The organism is Pseudomonas sp. FeS53a, assembly GCF_000931385.1.
Lineage (GTDB): Bacteria > Pseudomonadota > Gammaproteobacteria > Pseudomonadales > Pseudomonadaceae > Metapseudomonas > Metapseudomonas otitidis.
The window spans coordinates 18,982-40,507 of the sequence record NZ_JYFT01000002.1; the positions used below are offsets into that span (position 1 = coordinate 18,982).

General features: G+C 70.5%; 2 protein-coding genes. Both read right to left on the reverse strand.

The window, feature by feature from the left end; all coding sequences use genetic code 11:
- Positions 1–13,629 (reverse strand): non-ribosomal peptide synthase/polyketide synthase, encoded by a 13,629-nt coding sequence (locus SZ55_RS00080; RefSeq protein ID WP_044399382.1) that lies wholly within the window; start codon positions 13,627–13,629, stop codon positions 1–3.
- Entirely contained in the window at positions 13,622–21,526 is a 7,905-nt protein-coding gene (locus SZ55_RS00085; RefSeq protein WP_044399385.1) for a non-ribosomal peptide synthetase, read from the reverse strand. Before SZ55_RS00085 ends, SZ55_RS00080 begins: the two co-directional genes overlap by 8 nt.

The following is a 21,526-nucleotide window of genomic DNA, read 5'->3' on the forward strand; positions in this document are numbered from 1 at the left end:
TCAACCCACCTGCTCCAGGCAATGGTCGATCAGCGCTTCCAGCTCGGCACGGTAGGCATCCATCAGCGCCTGCACCGTCTCCGGCCGGTAGCGACGGACGCTGTAGACACAGCGCAGCGCCAGGCTGCCGTCGTAGACCTGGCCGATGATCTCCAGCCAGTTGGCCAGGCAGGCCACGGGGCTGTAGCAGTCACCGGTGTCTTCCACCGCCGGCACCAGCAGCGCCTGCTCGTCGAAGCTCTGGTCGAGCTGCCCCAGGTAGTTGAAGGTCACCCGCGCCTGGGGCAAGCCCGCCAGGCGCTGGCCCAGGGCCGCATCGCCCAGGTGGCGCAGCACGCCGTAACCGATGCCCTTGTTGGGGATCGCAGCCAGTTGGCCCTGGATGGCCCGGACGGAATCGCCCAGGCCTTCGGCGGGAGCCAGCCGCACCGGGAACATGCTGGTGAACCAGCCGACCGTCCGCGACAGGTCGAGCGTCTCGAACAGGTCCTCACGGCCATGGCCTTCCAGCTGCACCAGCACCGAATCCTGCTCGCTCCAGCGACACAGCACACGGGCCAGGGCCGTCAGCAACAGGTCGTTGATCTGGGTGCCGTAGGCAGCCGGGGCTTCCTTGAGCATGCGCGCGGTATGAGCCGGCGACAGCGCCATGCGCGCGACGGCCTGCTGGCTGACCTGGTTGCGGCCCCGGGGGTTGTCGCACGGCAGGTCGCGGACCGGGTGGTCCAGCTGTGCCAGCCACCAGTCGCGTTCCTCGCCGGCAATGCGTGGCGCGTCGTCGACCAGGCGCTCGACCCAGGCACGGTAGCTGCTGCTGCGCACCGGCAGACGGGGCGCCTCGCCCAGGCAGCAGGCCTCGTAGGCGCTGCGCAGGTCTTCCAGCAGCACCCGCCAGGACACCGCGTCCACCACCAGGTGGTGGATCACCAGCAGCAGGCGCGCCTCGCCACCCGGCAGGGTCACGTGCAGCGCCCGCCACATTGGCCCGCTGGCCAGGTCGAGGCTGCGTTGCGCCTCGTTGGCCAGGCGCTCCAGCTCCGCCGTATCGGCGGCCTCGCGGCGCCACAGCACCGACTCGCCGATACCTTCGGGCTGGTAGTGCTGCATCCAGCGTCCGCCGTCACGGGTGAAGCGCAGGCGCAGGGCGTCGTGATGGCGCTCGATCACCGCCAGGGCGCGTTCAAGGGCGTCCAGGTCCAGCGGGCGGCGGGCCTTGAGCATCAAGGCCTGGTTGAAATGGTGCGGCTCGGCCATCTCCTCGGCGAACAGCCATTCCTGGATCGGCAGTAGGCGGAAGGCGCCCTCCACGGCTTGCTGGGTCTCCACCACGGCCACCGTGCTCGTTGCCTCGGCGGGCCGCTCGCACAGGCCGGCAATGGTCGGGTAGCGCATCAGGTCGCGCAGCTTCAGCTCCAGGTCCAGCTGCGGGTGGTTCTTCACCCGCGACACCACCTGCAGGCAGAGGATCGAGTCGCCACCCAGCTCGAAGAAGTTGTCGGTGACGCCGACCTGCTCCACCTGCAACACCTCCGCCCAGATGCCTGCCAGCAGCCGCTCGCGCTCATCGCGCGGGGCCACGTAGGCGTCCTGCTGGAAGCTCGGCTCGGGCAGCGCCTTGCGGTCCAGCTTGCCGTTGGGGGTGATCGGGAACGCCGGCAGCACCATCACCTGCACCGGCACCATCCACTCCGGCAGGCTGCTGCGCAGCGCGGCCTTGAGGTCCTCTCCGGAGGCCGCCTCCCTGCCCACCACATAGCCCACCAGCTGCTTGCCGCTGGCACTTTCCCGAGCCACCACCACTGCGTCTTCGACGCCGGGCTGATGGCGCAGCGCCGCTTCGACTTCGCCCAGCTCGATGCGGAAGCCACGGATCTTCACCTGCTGGTCGATGCGTCCCAGGTAGTCGAGGATGCCGTCCTCGCGCAAACGCACCAGGTCACCGGTGCGGTACAGGCGGGCACCCAGGGCGCCGAACGGGTCCGGCACGAAGCGCTCGGCGGTTTGCCCGGGTCGGTTGTGATAGCCACGGGCGACACCCTCGCCACCGATGTACAGCTCGCCGGCGAAGCCGGCCGGCAGGGGGTTGAGCTGGTCATCCAGCACATGCAGGCTGCGCTCGCCCACGGCGCGGCCGATGGGGGCGTAGTCCGCGCCACAACCTTCGCCCGCGCCCACCTTCCACAGCATCGGCGTCACGACGGTTTCGGTGGGGCCATAGCCATTGGTGAAGTAACGCGGGCGCAGGGCGGCCCGGACCTGCTCGAAGCTGCGCTCCGGTACTGCATCCCCGCCGAAGCAGTAGATGCGCACCGGCGGCGCGGGCATGCCGCTGCCCTCCACGAATTCGGCCATCTGCTTGAGGTAGGCCGGCGGGAAGCAGGCGATGTCGATGCGCTGCTCCTGCAAGACCCGGCAGGTCTGCTCCGGCGTCCAGAGCGCCCCGTCACGGATCACCAGCGTGCCGCCGACCATCAGCGTGGTCAGCCAGCGCTCATGGGCCCCGTCGAAGGCGAAGGACATGAAGTGCAGCTCACGCACGCCGGCCTCCATCTCGTACAGCTCGGCAATGGCCTGGCAATGCATGCCCAGCGGCCCCAGGGGCACCGCTACGCCCTTGGGTCGACCGGTGGAGCCGGAGGTGTAGATGAGGTACGCCAGGTTGCGTGGGTCGCTGCGACGGGCCGGTGCCTGGTCCGCCCACTCGGCACTGGCGAGGCGGTCCAGCAGCACGGGCTTCAGCCCATCGGACGCGGGAATGCGCGCCTGCAGTTCGGTACGGGTGACCAGCAGCGCCATGCCCGAGTCCTCGACCATGTAGGCCAGGCGCTCGGCCGGGTAGTCAATGTCCAGCGGTACGTAGGCGGCGCCGCTCTTCAGCACGGCCAGCAGGGCCACCAGGGTCTGCACCGAGCGCTCCAGGGCCACGCCGACGATCGTCTCCGGCCCGGCCCCCAGCGCCACCAGGTGGTTCGCCAGGCGATTGGCCTCGCGTTCGAGCTGGCCGTAGTCCAACCGTTCGGCACCGCACTGCACCGCCGTCGCCGTGGGGCGGACCTCGGCGTGCCGGGCGATCCGCTCGACCAGGGACTGCTGCGGCCAACGCCCTGCCGGCGCGGCACTCCAGTGCTCCAGCGCTGTCCTTTGCGCCTGGGGCAGGCGCTGCAGGTTGCCCAGCGGCACATGGGGCTGGCGGAGCATCTCCTCCAGCAGGTGCTCCATCATGGCGCGGATGCCTGCCACCACCGGCTCGCTGAAGCAGCCGCGCAGGTACAGGTACTCGATGGACAGTTCATCCCCCAGGTGAACGGCGAGGTCCATGGGGAAGTTGGTGACGTCGTGGTTGGACGATTGGCCGAAGTGCAGGCCACCGCCCTCGGCGGCGCCCAGGCGCTGGTCGATGGGGTAGTTCTCGAACACGATGATGCTGTCGAACAGCGGCTGGCCGCCCTGGCCGGACCAGCGCTGGACATCGGCCAGGGGCGCATGGGCATGCTCGCGCAAGGCCAGGTTGTCGCGCTGCAGGTCATGCAGCCAGTCGTGCAGCGGTTGCTCGGGCACCACCCGGCCAATCACCGGCAGGGTGTTGATGAACAGTCCCAGCATGTGCTCGGCGCCGGCCAGGCCCTCCGGACGACCTGCCACGGTCGCCCCGAAGCAGGGTGCCGACTGCCCGGTGTAGCGCTGCAGCAACAGCAGCCAGGCGCCCTGCACCAGCGTGTTGGCGGTGATGCGCAGCTCGCGGCAGGCCTGTTGCAACCGTGCCGTGCGCGCGGAGTCCCAGCGGGTGTAGAGCGCGTGGTGTCCCGGCTCATCACTGGCATGGCGCGGATGCACCGACTGGCTGAGCGCGGTGGGCTCGTCCAGCCGCTGCAGGCGCTCCCGCCAGAAGGCCTCCAGCGCTCCCTGGTCCTGGCGCTGCAACCAGGCGATGAAGTCGCGGTAACGGCCGACTTCGCCGGTCGCCTGGCCCTGGTGGTACAGCTCCATCACCTCGCCGAACAGCTGCGAACTGCTCCAGCCGTCCATGAGGATGTGATGGCTGGTCCACACCAGGTGGTAAGCCCAATCCGCCACCCGGATCAGCAGCAGGCGCTGCAATGGCGCGCGGGTCAGGTCGAAGCCGCGCGCACATTCCTCCTGCGCACGGGCAGCCAAGCGCTGTTCATCCACCGCCTCACCGCGCCAGTCCAGCTGTTCGAAATCCAGCTGGGCGCGGCGGTGCACCACCTGCACCGGCCGGGGCAGGCTCTGCCAGTGGAAGCTGGTGCGGAGGATGTCGTGACGGGCCATGACGCGCTGCCAGGCCTCTTCGAAGCGCCGGGGGTCCAACCCCTCCACCGGCAGGCAGACCTGGTTGACGTAGAGCGCCGAACCCAGGTCGGACAGCGTGTGGAACAGCATGCCCTCCTGCATCGGGGAAAGGCCGTAGACATCCTCGACATCCGCCAGGGGCACCGGCAGCGTGTCGAGCTGGGCCTGGTCCAGGCCGGCCAGGGGGAAGTCGGACGGCGTCAGCCCCTGGTTCGCGCCCTGTCGGCAGTGCTCCACCAGCGCTTCCAGGGCTGACCGGAAGGCCTCGACCAAGGCTTCGACACGGGCCGGCTCGAACACCTGATCACTGAAGGTCCAGTTGAGGCTGAGCACGCCCTCGTGCACCTGGCCGTCCACGCTGAGCCAGTTGCCCAGGGGCGCGTCCCGGTCCATGCCCTGGCCGGCTGGCTCGCGAGCCAGGCGCCAGGGTGCGTCCCCGGCAGCGCCGGCGTCGAACTGGCCCAGGTAGTTGAAGGTGATGCGCGGCTGCGGCAGCCCGGCCAGCGCGGCACGGGCTCCGTCGCGCCCCAGGTGGCGCAGCAGCCCATAACCGATGCCCTTGCCGGGCACGGCACGCAACTGCTCCTTGATGCGCTTGATGGAGGCTCCGATGTCGGCGGCCGGCTCCAGGCGCACCGGGAACAGGCTGGTGAACCAGCCGACGGTGCGCGACAGGTCGATGCCGTCGAACAACTCCTCGCGGCCGTGGCCTTCCAGCTGTATCAGCGCCGAGGCCTCACCGGTCCAGGCACAGACGGCCTGGGCCAGCGCGGTCAGCAACAGGTCGTTGACCTGTGTGCGATAGGCCGCCGGGGCCTCCTGCAGCAGGGCACGGGTCAGCGGGGCATCCAGGCGACAGGCCAGGGTGTGGGCATGACGCGCGGCCTGGCTGCCACCCGGGTGGTCGGGCACGAGGCCAGCCGCACCATTGCCTGCGAGCACGCCTTGCCAGTAGCCCAGCTCTGCTTCCAGGGCAGCGGACTGGGCATGGGCGACCAGGCGTTCGCCCCAGGCCTTGAACGAGGTGGTCTTGGCCGGCAACTGGAGCGGCTCGCCCGCTTGCAGCTGGCGATAGGCCGTCTGCAGGTCCTCCAGCAGGATGCGCCAGGAGACGCCGTCCACCACTAGGTGATGGATCGCCAGCAACAGACGCTGACCGCCTTCAGGCAAGGCGATCAGCGCCACACGGCACAGCGGCCCGTCTTCCAGGGACAGGCTGGCCTGCAGCTCACCGAGCACCTGTTCCAGCTCGCCAGCCTCCACCACGCGGCGTTCCAGCACCCGCTGCGGGGCGTCGGCGTCATGCTGCTGCGTCCAGCCCTGCGTGCCCTGGCGATAGCGCAGGCGCAGGGCATCGTGATGCTGGAGCAGGTGTCGCAATGCCTGGTCGAGCAGATCGGTATCCAGCTGTTCCACCGGCTCCAGCAACAGGGACTGGTTCCAGTGGTGGCGGTTGGGGATAGCCGTTTCGAAGAACACCCGCTGGATCGGCAGCAGCGGCGCCTCGCCGGTCACCGGCCCCTGCTCCGCCAGGCTCGCGTCGGCATACCGGACCACCGAGGCCAGGCGTTGCAGGTTCTGTTGCTCGAATACGTCCTTGGGTGTGACGTGCAGGCCCTCCCGGCGCGCACGGCTGACCAGCTGGATGGAGACGATGGAATCCCCACCCAGCTCGAAGAAATTGTCGTTCAGCCCGACCCGCTCGACCCGGAGCACCTCCTGCCAGATGGCGGCCAGGCGCTGTTCCAGCTCGCTCTCCGGGGCCACGTAGTCGCGGTTCGACTGGGCCATGTCCGGCTTGGGCAGGGCCTTGCGGTCCAGCTTGCCGTTGGGCGACAGCGGCATGCGCTCCAGCAGCACCCACTGGCTCGGCACCATGTAGTCCGGCAGCACCGCCGCCAGGTGGGCCTTGATCGCGTCCAGGGCGTCGGCCTGCTCCGGTACCAGGTAGGCCACCAGCTGCTTGCCGCTGGGACCGTCGGCGGCCACAACCACGGCTTCGCGTACGGCGTCCTGCTCCTGCAGGCGCGCTTCGATCTCACCCAGTTCGATGCGCAGGCCACGAATCTTCACCTGGTGGTCGATGCGCCCGGCGTATTCGATCACCCCGTCCTCGCGCTGGCGTGCCAGGTCGCCGGTGCGGTACAGGCGCTCGCCGTTACCGAAGGGGCTGGTGACGAAGCGCTCGGCGGTCAGCGCCGGGCGGCGGTGGTAGCCGCGCGCCAGGCCGATGCCACCCAGGTACAGCTCGCCGGTGACGCCGGGGCTCACCGGGTTCAGCTCGGCGTCGAGGACGTAGGTCTGCAGGTTGGCGATGGGCTGGCCGATAGGCACGGCGTCCTTGCCCTCCTCCACGCAGGTCCAGTGGGTGACGTCGATGGCCGCTTCGGTGGGGCCGTAGAGGTTGTACAGACCGGCCTGGGGCAGCAGCGCCATCGCCTGGCGTTGCAGCTCCACCGGCAGCGCCTCGCCGGAGCAGACGATGCGGCGCAGCGAGGTGCAACGGGCGGCGTTTTCATCACCGACGAAGGCCTGCAGCAGCGAGGGCACGAAGTGCAAGGTGGTGATCTGCTCGTCGGTGATCAGTTGCACCAGGCGTGCCGGGTCGCGGTGGTCGCCGGGCAGTGCCATCACCAGGCGCGCCCCTTCCATCAGCGGCCAGAAGAACTCCCACACCGAGACGTCGAAGCTGAACGGCGTCTTCTGCAGCACGCTGTCTTCGGCACTGAGCTGGTAGGCCTCCTGCATCCACGCCAGGCGGTTGTGCAGGGCGATATGGCGGTTGCCGGCACCCTTGGGCTTGCCGGTGGAGCCGGAGGTGTAGATGACGTAGGCGAGGTTTTCCGGGTGCAGCGGTACGACGGGGTTGGCGTCGCTGGTGGAGGCCCAGGCAGCGGATCGGTCCAGTTCCAGCACCGGCAACCCGGCGGGAATCGGCAGGCCGTCGCGCAGGTGCGATTGGGTCAGCAGCAAGGCAATGCCGCTGTCCTCGAACATGTAGGCCAGGCGCTCCTGGGGGTATTCCGGGTCCAGCGGCACGTAGGCGCCGCCGGCCTTGAGGATGGCCATGAGCCCCACCACCATCTCCACCGAACGCTCGGCGGCGATACCCACCAGCACGTCCGGACCGACGCCCAGGCCGCGCAGGTGATGGGCCAGGCGGTTGGCCTCGGCATTGAGTTCGGCATAGCTGAGGGTGCGGCCGGCGAAGGTCAGCGCCGGGGCATTCGGCTGGCTGAGCGCACGCTGCTCGAACAGCTGGTGCACGTAGACGCTGCCGGGGTAGTCGCGGGCGGTGGCGTTCCACTGCTCCACCACCCGGCGATGATCGCCCTCCTCCAGCAACGACAGTTCACCAAGCGCGAGCTGGGGCTGCGCCATGAACTGCAACAGCAGGTGCACCAGCTGGCCGGCGATGCGGCGGATGCTCAGTTCGGCGAAATCCGCAGTCAGGTAGTTGAAGGCCAGCTCCAGCTCCTCACCCACCTGGGCGATCAAGGTCAGGGCGTAGCCGCTCTGCTCGCTGTAGACGAGGTTGCTGAAGCCCAGCCCGCCCGGTGCCGCTTCCAGGGCTTCGGAAACCGGGTAGTTCTCGAACACCAGCAGGGTGTCGAACAGCGCTTCGCCGTTGCGGCCGGCCAGGCGCTGCACGTCCGCCAGGGGCATGTGCTCGTGGTCGCGCAGGGCCAGGTTCTGCGCCTGCACGGCCTGGGTCCACTGGGCGACGCTGAGGGCGCCCTCCGGGGTGGCGATCACCGGCAGGGTGTTGATGAACAGCCCAAGCTGCTGCTCGATGCCCGGCAGCTCCACCGGGCGCCCGGACACCGTGGCGCCGAAGGCCACGCTGCGCTGGCCGCTGTAGCGCTGCAGCAGGAGCAGCCAGGCGGACTGCACCAGGGTGTTGAGGGTGACCTGCTGCTGCCGGGCGAAGGCTTGCAGGCGGCGGGTCTGCCCGGCATCCAGGCGTGCGCTGTGCAGCGCCTGGCCGGGCTCGGGGCTGGCCACGCGGCCACAGGCCAGGGCCAGGCGGGTCGGTTCCTCCAGGGGCGCCAGTTGCTCCAGCCAGAAGCGTTCGCTGGCGGCCCTGTCCTGGCGCTGCAGCCAGGCGAGGTAGTCCTGGTAGCGCCCTTCCGGTGCGGCGACGTCCTGCCCGGCATAGGCCTGCAGCACTTCGCCCAGCAGGCGCGAGTTGCTCCAGCCGTCCATGAGGATGTGGTGGCTGGTGTAGATCAGGTGGTGGCTGTCGTCGCCGGTGCGCAGCAGGCACAGCCTGAGCAGCGGTGGCCGCGCCAGGTCGAAGCCACGGTCCAGCTCGTGGGCGGCACGCGCGTCCAGGGCGGTCGCGTCGGCGCCCTCCTCCACCCGGATCTCCAGGGCCGCCTGGCGGTGGATCACCTGGCGCGGCGCGTCCAGCCCCGCGTCCCAGATGAAGCCGGCGCGCAGCAGCTCGTGGCGGTCGACCGCCTGCTGCCAGGCACTGGCGAACCTCGCCACGTCAAGGCCACGGATGTCCAGGCGCATCTGGTTGACGTAGGTGCGCCCGCTGGCCTCGTACAGGCTGTGGAACAGCATGCCCTGCTGCATGGGCGACAGCGGGTAGAGGGTGGCGACTTCGCGGGCCGGCAGCGCCAGCGCGTCCAACTGGGCCTGGTCGAGCCCGGCCAGGGGCACGTCGCTGGGGGTCAGGCCGGCGTTGCGCGTGTCGCAGCAGTGTTCGATCAGCGCCTCCAGCGCCTGCTGGTAGGCCTCTGCCAGGCGGGCGATGGTGGCCTCGGCGAACACGTCGCCGCTGAAGGTCCAGTTCAGGCTCAGCTCGCCGCCGAACACCTGGCCATCGACGCTGAGCCAGTTGCCCAGGGGCGCCTGCGGGTCCTGCCCGGCGCCACGGCCCTCCTCGGCCGGCACCCAGAGCGCGCCCTCGGCGAAGTCGCCGTCGAACTGGCCCAGGTAGTTGAAGGTGATACGCGGCTGCGGCAGGCCGGCGAGTAGCGCACGGGCCTCGTCGCTGCCCAGGTGGCGCAGCAGGCCGTGGCCCAGGCCCTTGTCCGGGGTGCTGCGCAGTTGCTCCTTGATGCGCTTGATGGCGGTGCCGACGTCGGCAGCCGGCTCCAGGCGCACCGGGAACAGGCTGGTGAACCAGCCGACGGTGCGCGACAGGTCGATGTCCTCGAACAGGTCCTCGCGGCCGTGGCCTTCCAGCTGCACCAGCGCCGAGGCCTCGCCCGTCCAGGCGCAGACGGCCTGGGCCAGGGCGGTCAGCAGCAGGTCGTTGACCTGGGTGCGGTACGCGGCCGGTGCGTCCTGCAGCAGTTGCCGGGTGCGGGTGGCGTCCAGGCGGGTGGCGACGCTGCGGGCATGGCGGTTGTCCAGGGCGCCCGCCGGGTTGTCGCGCGGCAGGTCCGTCGGCGCGTCCTGCAGCAACTGCTGCCAGTAGCCGAGCTGATCGGTCATCGCCTCAGAACGGGCGTGGGCGCCGAGGCGTTCGCCCCAGGCCTTGAAGGACGTGGTCTTGGCCGGCAGTCGCGGCGTTTCGCCGGCCTGCAGCTGGCGGTAAGCGGTCTGCAGGTCTTCCAGCAGGATGCGCCAGGAGACGCCGTCCACCACCAGGTGATGGATCGCCAGCAGCAGGCGCTGCCCGCCGTCGGGCAGCTCGATCAGGGCCAGGCGCAGCATGGGGCCGGCAGCCAGGTCGAGGCTGCGCTGCACCTCGCTGCAGAAGGCCGGCAGTGCATCGAGGCTGTCCAGCTGGCCGCACCAGAGCAGCTCATCGGCGGCGACCGCCTCGGCATGGGCCTGCACCCAGGCCCCTTCGACCTGGCGATAGCGCAGGCGCAAGGCATCGTGATGCTGCAGCAGCTGGGCCAGGGCGCCAGTCAGCAGCACGGCATCCAGCGGCTCGCTCGGGGCCAGCAGCAGGGACTGGTTCCAGTGGTGGCGGTTGGGGATCCCGGTGGCGAAGAACGCCTGCTGGATCGGCAGCAGCGGCGCTTCCCCGGTGACCGGTCCCTGGTCCACCTGCAGCGCCTCGCTGAGCTGGGCCACGGTGGCCAGGCGGCGGATGCTCTGGTGCTGGAACAGGTCGCGCGGGGCGATGCGGATGCCCGCCTGGCGGGCGCGGCTGACGATCTGGATGGAGATGATGGAGTCCCCGCCCAGCTCGAAGAAGTTGTCGTCCACGCCCACCTGCTCCAGGCGCAGCACGTCCTGCCAGATCAACGCCAGGCGCTGCTCCAGTTCGTTGCGCGGCGCCTGGTACTCGCTGCGGGCCTGGGCCGGGTCCGGCTTGGGCAGGGCCTTGCGGTCCAGTTTGCCGTTGGGCGACAGCGGCATGCGCTCCAGCAGCACCCACTGCGCCGGCACCATGTAGTCCGGCAGCACCTCCAGCAGGCGTGCCTTGACGCCCTGCAGGTAGCCGCCCTGGATTTCCGCCTCGGCGCGGGCCAGGGATTCCGGCTCCGGCACCAGGTAGGCCAGCAGTTGCTTGCCGCTGGGGCCATCGGCGGCCACCACCACGGCTTCGCGCACGGCGTCCTGCTCCTGCAGGCGTGCTTCGATCTCGCCCAGCTCGATGCGCAGGCCGCGGATCTTCACCTGGTGGTCGATGCGCCCGGCGTATTCGATCACCCCGTCCTCGCGCTGGCGCGCCAGGTCGCCGGTGCGGTACAGCCGCTCGCCGTTACCGAAGGGGCTGGTGACGAAGCGCTCGGCGGTCAGCGCCGGGCGGCGGTGGTAGCCGCGCGCCAGGCCGATGCCGCCCAGGTACAGCTCGCCGGTGACGCCCGGGCTCACCGGGTTCAGTTCAGAGTCGAGGACGTAGGTCTGCAGGTTGGCGATGGGCTGGCCGATAGGCACGGCATCCTTGCCCTCCTCCACGCAGGTCCAATGGGTGACGTCGATGGCCGCTTCGGTGGGGCCATAGAGGTTGTACAGGCCGGCCTGGGGCAGCAGTGCCATCACCTGGCGCTGCAGCTCCACCGGCAGCGCCTCGCCGGAGCAGACGATGCGGCGCAGCGAGGTGCAGCGGGCGGCGTTTTCGTCACCGACAAAGGCCTGCAGCATCGAGGGCACGAAGTGCAGCGTGCTGATGCCTTCCTCGGTGATCAGTTGCACCAGGCGCGCCGGGTCACGGTGGTCGCCAGGCAGTGCCATGACCAGGCGCGCACCTTCCATCAGCGGCCAGAAGAACTCCCACACCGAGACGTCGAAGCTGAACGGCGTCTTCTGCAGCACGCAGTCTTCGGCGCCCAGTTGATACGCCTCCTGCATCCACGCCAGGCGGTTGTGCAGGGCGATATGACGGTTGCCGGCGCCCTTGGGCTTGCCGGTGGAGCCGGAGGTGTAGATGACGTAGGCGAGGTTTTCCGGGTGTAGCGGTACGCCGGGGTTGGCGTCGCTGGCGGAGGCCCACGCAGCGGATCGGTCCAGTTCCAGCACCGGCAGCCCGGCGGGAATCGGCAGGCTGGCTCGCAGGTGCGACTGGGTCAGCAGCAGCGCAATGCCGCTGTCCTCGAACATGTAGGCCAGGCGGTCCTGGGGGTATTCCGGGTCCAGCGGCACGTAGGCGCCGCCGGCCTTGAGGATGGCCAGCAGCCCCACCACCATCTCCACCGAACGCTCGGCGGCGATGCCCACCAGCACATCCGGGCCGACGTCCAGGCCGCGCAGGTGATGGGCCAGCCGGTTGGCCTCGGCATTGAGTTCGGCATAGCTGAGGGTGCGGCCGGCGAAGGTCAGCGCCGGGACATTCGGCTGGCTGAGCGCACGCTGCTCGAACAGCTGATGCACATACACGCTGCCGGGGTAGTCGCGGGCGGTGTGGTTCCAACCCTGGATGGCGCGCTCACGCTCACTCTCGGTGAGCATCGGCAGGTCGCCGAGGCGGCTGCGCGGCTGCTCGGCGATGGCGGCCAGCAGGTTCTGCCAGTGCACCGCCATGCGCTGGATGCGCTCGGCGTCGAACAGCTCGGTGGCGTAGATCAGCGAAGCGCTGAGGCCACGGGGATGCTCGGTGCAGTCCAGGCTCAGGTCGAACTGGGTGGTGGGCATGGCCCAGTGCACCGGCTCCACCCGCAGGCCCGGCAGCACGGCCGCCAGGCCGCCCGCCTCACCGGCGCTCACCTGGTAGTTGAACATCACCTGGAACAGCGGGCTGTGGCTGAGGCTGCGCTCCGGTTGCAGGGCGTCCACCAGTTGCTCGAACGGCAGGTCCTGGTGGGCCTGGGCAGCCAGGGCGGCCTGGCGGGTCTGTTGCAGCAGGTCGACGAAGGAGGCGTCGTTCTCCACCTGGGCGCGCAGCACCTGGGTGTTGACGAAGAAGCCCAGCAGGCGCTCGGTCTCGGCGCGGTTGCGGTTGGCGGACGGCACGCCGACGCGGATGTCGCCCTGCCCGCAGTAACGCTGCAGCAGGAGCTGGAAGGAAGCCAGCAGCAGCATGAACGGCGAGCAGCCTTCACGCTGCGCCAGCTGCTTGAGGCGGCCGAACAGCGCGCCGTCCAGCTCCAGGCTCAGGCGCGCGCCCTGGGCGCTGCGCAGCGCGGGGCGCGGGCGGTCGGCCGGCAGCTCCAGCAGCGGCTGCTCGCCACCCAGCTGCGCGGTCCAGTAGGCCAGCTGGCGCTCGCGTTCGCCAGCCTCCATCCACTGGCGCTGCCAGGCCGCGTAGTCGGCGTACTGGATGGCCAACGGTGGCAGCTTGGCGTCGTGCCCGAGGCGGAAGCCCTGGTAGAGGGCGATCAGCTCTTCCACCATCAGTTGCATCGACCAGCCATCGGAGACGATGTGGTGCTGGGTCAGCACCAGCACCCGGTCGTCCTCGCCCAGCTCCAGCAGGCGAACGCGCAGCAGCGAGCCGTGTTCCAGGTCGAAGGGGCGCTGCGCCTCCCGGCCGATGGCCTCGGCCAGCAGCGCCTCGTCGGCACCCGTCAGGGGCTCGTGCTCGATGACGACCCGTCCCTGGGGGTGGATATGCTGGCGCGGCTGCCCATCCTCCAGCACGAAGGTGGTGCGCAGCGGTTCGTGCCGGGCCACCAGCGCGTCGAAGCTCCGCTGCAACGCGTCGAGATCCAGCTCGCCCTTCAGGCGCAGCGCCGTGGGCATGTTGTAGGCGGCGCTGTCCGGCTCCAGCTGCCAGAGGAACCACTGGCGCTGCTGGGCGTAGGACAGCGGCAGCCCCTCGCGTTCGCTGAGCGGCACGATGGGCAGCCGGGCGAGGTTGACGCCCTTCTCCGCCAGCTTGCGGAACAGGGCCTGGCGACGCGGGTGGTCCAGCCCCTTGATGCGCTCGACCAGGACCTGGGCCTGGGACGATTCCTGCTTAAGCATCGCAGGCCTCCAGCTCGTCCAGTGCCTCGAAGATCGCGTCGAAATCGTCTTCCATACCGCCCTGCTCCCTCGTTTTCTCGATCAGCGCCGCCAGCTCCTCGATGGAGGTGGCGGTGTAGAAATCCTGCATCGGTAGGTCGATGCCCAGTTCGTTCTTCAGGCGCGAGGCCACCCGCACCAGCAGCAGCGAGTGCCCGCCCAGCTCGAAGAAGTTGTCCTTCAGGCCGACCCGCTCCACCTGCAGCAGCTCGGCCCAGATGCCGGCCAGGCGCTGCTCCAGCTCGCTGCGCGGCGCCTCGTAGTCCGCCAGCAGCTGGCGGGTGTCGAGTTGCGCCAGGGCCTTGCGGTCGAGCTTGCCGTTGGCGTTCAGCGGCATGCTCTCCAGCAGCACCCAGTGCGCCGGCACCATGTAGTCCGGCAGCTGGCGCCGCAGCGCGGCCTTGAGCGCCTCGCGGATGGCCCGCTGGTCGTCCTCGCTGTCGCCGCGTACGCCCCAGCTGACGGCATCGGCCACCAGGTAGGCCACCAGGTGGCGGCCCACGGCCAGGTCCTGGGCGAGCACGGCGATGTCGCGCACGCCTTCCTGCTCGCGGATGCGCGCCTCGATCTCACCCAGCTCGATGCGGAAGCCGCGGATCTTCACCTGGTGGTCCACCCGGCCGACGTACTCCAGCACGCCGTCCAGGCGCCGCCGCACCAGGTCGCCGGAGCGGTACAGGCGCTGCCCGGGCACCCGGGCGAAGGGGTCGGGCACGAAGCTCAGGGCGGTTCGCACCGGGTCGCCGACGTAGCCCCGGCCGACGCCGGTGCCGCTGATGCACAGCTCGCCCACGGCGCGCGGGCACACCAGCTCCAGCTGGCCGTCCAGCACGTGCAGCTGGTTGTTGTCGGTGGGCAGACCGATGGGCAGGTAGGTGCTGCCGGTGTCCGCCTCGGCCACACGGGTCAGCGACACGTCGTCCGAGCACTCGGCCGGGCCGTAGGCGTTGACCAGCGGGATCCGGGGGTAGCGCTGCAGCCAGCGGCGCGCCAGCTCCGGCGGCATCGCCTCGCCGGTGGTGAGCATCCAGCGCAGGCCCGGCAGCGCGACGGGCGCGGCTTCGAGCATGCCCTGGATCAGCGAGGGCACGCTCTCCAGCACGGTGATGCCGGCCTGGTTGACATGGTTCAGCAGCGCCTCGGGGTCGTGGGCGATCTCGTCCGGGACGATCTCCACCCGCGCGCCGCAGAGGCCGGCAGTGAGGAACTGCCACACGGAGATGTCGAAGCTCTGGGAGGCGGTCTGGGCGATCACGTCGTCCATGCCGAGGCCCAGGTACGGCAGCTTGCTCAGCTGGTTGTTGAGCATCCCCGCCTGCTCGACCATCACGCCCTTGGGCGCACCGGTGGAGCCGGAGGTGTAGATCACGTAGGCCAGGTGGCGCGGCCCGATGGGCAGGCACGGCGCGGCAGCGGCACGGCCGTCCTGCACGTGCTCCCACACCAGCAGGCGCGGGCGCGCGGCCTCCTCCACCTCGGCCAGCAGCGGCGCCAGGGCCGGCAGGCACGCCTCGGTGCACACCAGCACCGGCGCACGGCTGAGGGTGAGGATGTGGCGCAGGCGCTGGGCCGGCAGGTGCGGGTCCAGCGGCAGGTAGCCGGCGGCGGCCTTGAGGGTGCCGAGGATCATCCCCAGCAGCGGCAGGCCACGCTCGGCCAGCAACGCCACGCTCTGGTCGGGCTGCACGCCGGCCTCCAGCAGGGCCTGGGCCATGCGGTTGCCCAGTGCGTCCAGCTGCGCGTAGCTCCAGCTTTCGCCCTGGCAGCTGGCGGCGATGCGTTGCGGGTGCTGCGCCGCCTGGGCCTCGAACAGGCGCGGGTAGCCGCCGTCCAGCGGGTAGTCGCGGTCCGACCGGTTGAAGGTGTGCAGCAGGTGCTCGCGCTCGTCCGTGCCGAGCAGCGGCAAGGCGTCGAAACGCGCCTCCAGGTGCTCGCCCAGGGCCAGCAGCAGGCGTTTGAAGTCGCCCAGCAGCTGGCTGACGGTGGTTTCGTCGAACCAGCGGCGGTCGTAGGACAGGTGCAGGCCCAGGGCATCGCCGGGGTAGATGACCACGGTCATCGGGTAGTTGGTGTGGGTGCGCCCGGAGTCCGAGCTGATGTTGAGGTTCTCCACCTGGGTCAGCACGCCGTCCTCGATGGGCGCGTTCTCGAACACGAAGAGGCTGTCGAACAGCGACTGGCCCTTGCCGATCTCGCTGCAGGCCTGGATGTCCACCAGCGGCAGGTGCTCGTGCTCGCGCAGGCGCAGGTTGAGGGCGAACAGCTGCTGCAGCCAGCCGCTCACCGTCGTGGCGCTGCCCGCCTCGGGCAGGTGCACGCGCAGGGGGATGCTGTTGATGAACAGGCCGACGGTGCGCTGCATGTCCGGCACGTCCACCGGGCGGCCGGCCACGGTCACGCCGAAGACCAGGTCACGGGAGCCGCTGTAGCGGTGCAGCACCAGCGCCCAGGCGGCCTGGACCAGGGTGTTGACGGTGAGCTGGTGGCGCTGGGCGAGTTCGCGCAGCTGTCGGCCTTCGCTTGCCTCCAGGTGGGCGTGCAGGTCGCCGATGCTCGAATGCCCGGCATCCTTCAGCGGCTGGCGGTCGAAAGGCAGCCCGGTGGGCTGCTCGAAGCCGGCCAGCTGCTCGCGCCACAGCTGCGCGGAGGCCGGCAGGTCCTGACGGTTCAGCCAGCGGATGAAGTCGGCGTAGCGCGAGGCCGGCGCCAGGCGCGCCTCACGGCCTTCGCCGAGGGCGGCGTAGAGCTCGAAGAACTCGTCCACCAGCAGCGAGCGGCACCAGGCGTCGATGAGGATGTGGTGGTTGCTCAGGACGAAGCCGAAGCGGCGCTCGCCCAGCTGGATCAGGCGCAGGCGGAAAGGCACCGCGCCCTGCAGGTCGAAGCCCTGGCGGCGCTCCTCGGCAAGCATCTCGCGCAGCTTGGCCTCGTGTTCGGCGGCCGGCAAGTCGCGCCAGTCGTGCAGTTGCACGTCCGGCTGCGCGGTGCGGCGGACGATCTGCAGCAGGCGCTCGCCCACGGTCCAGGAAAAGGTGGTGCGCAGCGCGTCGTGGCGCTGGCCGACGGCCTGCCAGGCACGGGCGAAGCGCTCGGGGTCGATCTCGGTTTCGACGCTGTAGCAGTACTGCATCATGTAGATGCCGGAGCCCGGCTCCAGCAGCGTGTGCATCAGCAGGCCTTCCTGCATGGGCGACAGCGGGTAGATGTCCTCCACCTCGCGCAGGTCCACCGGCAGCGCGTCCAGCTGCGCCTGGGTCAGGCCCGCCAGGGGGAAGTCGGCCGGGGTGGCGCCGCCGGCCTGGGCGTCCAGGCAATGCCCGACCAGCGCCGCCAGCTCGCGGGCGTAGTCGGCGGCCAGTGCGGCGATGGCGGTCTCGTCGAACATCTCCTGGCTGAAGGTCCAGCCCAGCTCCAGTTCACCACCCAGCACCTGGCCGTTGACGCTCAGCCAGTTGCCCAGCGGCGCCTCGGCCGACTGGGTGGCGCCGACGCTTTCGGCGGCAGGCGCGAACAGGCGCTCGTCGCCGAAGCCCTGGTCGAACTGGCCGAGGTAGTTGAAGGTCACCCGCGCCTGGGGCAACGCCGCCAGGGCGGCCCGCTGCGCGGGTGTGCCCAGGTGGCACAGCACGCCATGGCCGATGCCCCGGTCGGGCACCCCGCGCAGTTGCTCCTTGATCGCCTTGATCGAGCCGGCCAGGCCCTCGGCCGGGGTCAGCGCCACCGGGAACAGGCTGGTGAACCAGCCGACGGTGCGGCTCAGGTCGACGCCCTCGAACAGGTCTTCGCGGCCGTGGCCCTCCAGTTGCACCAGCGCACTGCCCTGCCCGCTCCAGCGGCACAGCACCCGCGCCAGGGCGGTGAGCAGCAGGTCGTTGACCTGGGTGCGATACGCGGCGGGCGCCTGCTGCAGCAGCTGGCGGGTGGTCTCGGCATCCAGGCGGCAATGCAGGGTGCGGGCGTGGCGCACCTGCAGCCCGGCGTCGCGGCGTGCGCCCGGCAGGTCATCCGCCTGGCCGCTGAGGCTCGCCTGCCAATAGGCCAGCTCGGCGTCACGGGCCGGCTCGCGGGCCCATTGGCCCAGGCGCTCGGCCCAGGCCTTGAAGGCGGTGCCCTTCTCTGCCGGTGCCGGGGTGCGGCCGGCGAGCAGCGCCGTGCAGGCCTGCTCCAGGTCCTCCAGCAGGATGCGCCAGGACACGCCGTCCACCACCAGGTGGTGGATCACCAGCAGCAGGCGCTGGCTGCCGTCGGCGAGGTCGAACAGCACGGCGCGCAGCAGCGGCCCGTCGCCCAGGTCGAGGCTGCGTTGCGCCTCGTCGGCCATCGCCTGCAGCTGCGCGGCATCACTCGCCTGGCGCTGCCACAGCAGGCCGGCCGGCGCGGTGGCCTGGTGTTCCGCACGCCAGCCGTCCGCCTGCTGGCGGAAGACCAGCCGCAGGGCGTCGTGCTGGGCCACCATCACCGCCAGCGCCTGTTCGACGACGGGGGCAGTCAGCGGCTGGCGCGGCTGCAGCATGACCGCCTGGTTGTAGTGATGGGGCTCGGCCTGCACCCGTTCGAAGAAACGGGCCTGCACCGGCAACAGGGGCATCTCGCCGCTGACCTGGGCCGGCGCACGGGGCGCTGCCGGGCGGCTGTCCACCCTGGCGACCTGGGCCAGCTGGGCGATGGTCTGTTTCTCGAACAGCTGGCGTGGGGTCAGCTTGATGCCCTGGCGCTTGGCCCGGGCAATGATCTGCAGGCTGAGGATGGAGTCACCGCCCAGCTCGAAGAAGTTGTCCTCGACGCCGATGGCCTCGCGCTTGAGCACCGCCTGCCAGATGGCCACCAGTTGTTCCTCGACCGGCGTGCTCGGCGCCACGTGGCGCTTCTGCTGCACCTCGGGCTGGGGCAGCGCGCGGCGGTCCAGCTTGCCGTTGGCAGTGAGCGGCAGGCGCTCCAGCAGCAGCAGGTGGGCCGGCACCAGGTAGTCCGGCAGCCGTGCCTGCAGCTGTTCGCGCAGGGCCTGGGCGCTCAGGTTGGCGTCCTCGGGCACGCACCAGCCGATCAGTTGCAGCTGCGCCGGCTCGTCGCCCTGGGGCACGGCCAGCACCACGGCGTCGTGCACGCCGGCTAGGCCACGCAGCACGCGGGCGACCTCGCCCGGCTCGACCCGGTAGCCACGGATCTTCACCTGGTCGTCGGCGCGGCCGAGGAAGTGCAGCAGCCCCTCGCCATCGCGGCGCACGCGGTCGCCGCTGCGGTACAGGCGCGCACCCGGCGCGCCGAAGGGGTCGGGCACGAAGCGTTCGGCGGTGAGCGCGGCCTGGCCAAGGTAGCCCTGGGCCAGGCTGTCACCCCCGATGTACAGCTCGCCGGCGACGCGCGCCGGCAGCGGGTTGAGCACATCGTCCAGCACCTGCACGCGGGCGCCCGGCAAGGCCTCGCCCAGGGGGATGCCGGCGCCTTCGGCCAGCTCACCCCGCACCTCGTGGGTGAGCACGCCCACGGTGGTCTCGCTGGGACCGTAGTGGTTGATGAAGCGGCAGCCGGGCTTGAGCTCGCGCACCTTGCGGTACAGCGCCGGGGAACAGGCCTCGCCGCCGACGATCAGCGCATGCTCGGGCAGCGCATCGGCCGCATTGGCCGCCTGCAGCAGGCCACCGAGGTGGCTGGGGACGATCTTCAGCACGCCGATGCGCTGCTCGGCCATGTAGGCGGCGAAGGCATCCGGGTCGAAGCCCAGGGACTCCGGCAGCACGTGCAGCGTCCGCCCGGAACACAGGGCGCCGAACAACACGGTGTGGCCGAGGTCGGCGGCGATGGTGGAGACCAGCGCCAGGCTGGCGTCCGCCGGCAGGTCCAGGCGCTGCAGCAGGCCGTCGACGTAGCTGGCCAGCGCGCCGTGGCTGACCACCACGCCCTTGGGCTGGCCGGTGGAGCCGGAGGTGTGGATCACGTAGGCCGGTGCCTCGGGCAACGCCGCAAGCACAGGCGCCTCGGCAGGCAGCACAGCCCAATGTTCGGGCTGGTACGGCTGCACCTGGCAGCCGCTGCCGGCCAGTGCCGCCTGGCGCGTCTCGCCCGCATCACACAGCAGCACCCGGGCACCGCTGCGCTGGAGCATGCCCTGCAGGCGTTCGGTGGGTGCCTTGACGTCCAGCGGCATGTACAGGCCGCCGGCCTTGAGGATGCCGAGCAGGCTCACCAGCCAGTCCAGCGAGCGCTCCATCAGCACCGCCACCGGCACGCCAGGGGTGACGCCGAGGCTGCGCAGGTGCTGGGCCAGGCGGTTGGCACGGGCATCCAGCTCGGCATGGGTCAGCTGGCTGTCGGTGCAGACGGCGGCCAGGGCCTCGGGTTGGCGGCGCACCTGCTCGTCCCAGCGCTGCAGCACCAGGGCCGGTTGCGGCCGCTCGGCGGCGGGCTGCGGCGCAGGGGATTCGACCAGGCTGTGCAACGGCGCATCGGGGCGCTCCAGCAGGGTTTCGAACAGTGCCCGCAGGGAGGCGATGAAGCCCTCGATGCTGGCGCGCTGGTAGAGGTCGCTGGCGTAGGTCATCTCACCATGGATGCGCTCGCCGTCATCGGTGATGTCCAGGGCCAGGTCGAAGTGGGTGCCCTCCTTGCGCAGCGGGTATTCGCTGACGACGAGGCCCGGCAGTTGCAGCGCGGTCTGTTTCTGCACGCCGACGTTCTGGTTGAACTTGGCCTGGAACAGCGGGTTGTGGCCGAGGCTGCGCTCGGGCGCGAGCACGTCCACCAGTTGCTCGAAGGGCAGCTCCTGGTTGGCCTGGGCGGCGAAGGCGGCCTCGCGCACCTGGGCCAGCAGTTCGCGCAGCGACTGGCGTTCGTCGATGACGCAGCGCAGCACCTGGGTGTTGACGAAGAAGCCGATCAGCCCTTCCACCTCCTCGCGCCCGCGGTTGGCGTTGGGCACGCCGATGCGGATATCGCGCTGGCCGGAATGCCGCGAGAGGAACAGCGCGTAGCCGGCCAGGGCCAGCATGAACAGGGTCACGCCCTCGACGCGGGCGGTTTCGCGCAAACGGCTGGAGAGCGCCGTGCCGAAATCGAACCGCAGCGTCTCGCCCTTGAGGCTCTGCACCGGCGGGCGGGGGAAGTCGGGGGCCACCTCCAGCAGCGGGTGCTCCTCACCCAGCTGCTCGCGCCAGTGCTGCAGCTGGCGTTCGCCCTCGCCCGCCTCCAGCCAGCGGCGCTGCCACAGGGCGTAGTCGGCGTACTGCAGGGGCAGCGGCGGCAGGCTCTCGGCACCGGCCTGGTAGGCCTGGACGAACTCGCGGACCATCACGTCCATGGACCAGCCGTCGGAGACGATGTGGTGCATGCACACCACCAGCACGCACGTGTCCTCGCCGAGGCGGAACAGGCTGGCGCGCAGCAGCGGGCCGTGCAGCAGGTCGAAGGGCCGGCCCACCTCCTCGTCCACCTGGCGGGCCAGCTCGGTCTCGGGGTCGTTGCTGCTGGAGAGATCGACCTGGCGCAGGGCCAGGGGCGCGGCGGGCAGCACCCGTTGCAGCGGCTGCTCGCCGTCCACCTGGAACACGGTGCGCAGCGCTTCGTGGCGCTCGATCAGGGCATCGAAGGCGCGCTGCAGGCGGGCTTCGTCCAGCTCGCCCTTCAGGCGCAGGCCGGCGGCCATGTTGTAGGCGGCGCTGCCGGGGTCCAGCTGCCAGAGGAACAGCAGGCGCTGCTGGGCGTAGGACACCGGGATGGCGTCCTGGCCGTGACGGCTCACGGGGATCGGCAGCAGGCCGAAGTCCTTGCCGTCCTGGCGCAGCTTGTCGAGGAACTGGCGGCGTTGTTCGAGCGGCAGGCCGATGAATTTCTCGGCGATGCGCAGCGTGGTGGTGCGGGACAT

Coding starts and splice junctions, on each gene's coding strand:
- SZ55_RS00080 (WP_044399382.1), bottom strand. CDS start 13,629: ATGCTTAAGCAGGAATCGTCCCAGGCCCAGGTCCTGGTCGAGCGCATC.
- SZ55_RS00085 (WP_044399385.1), bottom strand. CDS start 21,526: ATGTCCCGCACCACCACGCTGCGCATCGCCGAGAAATTCATCGGCCTG.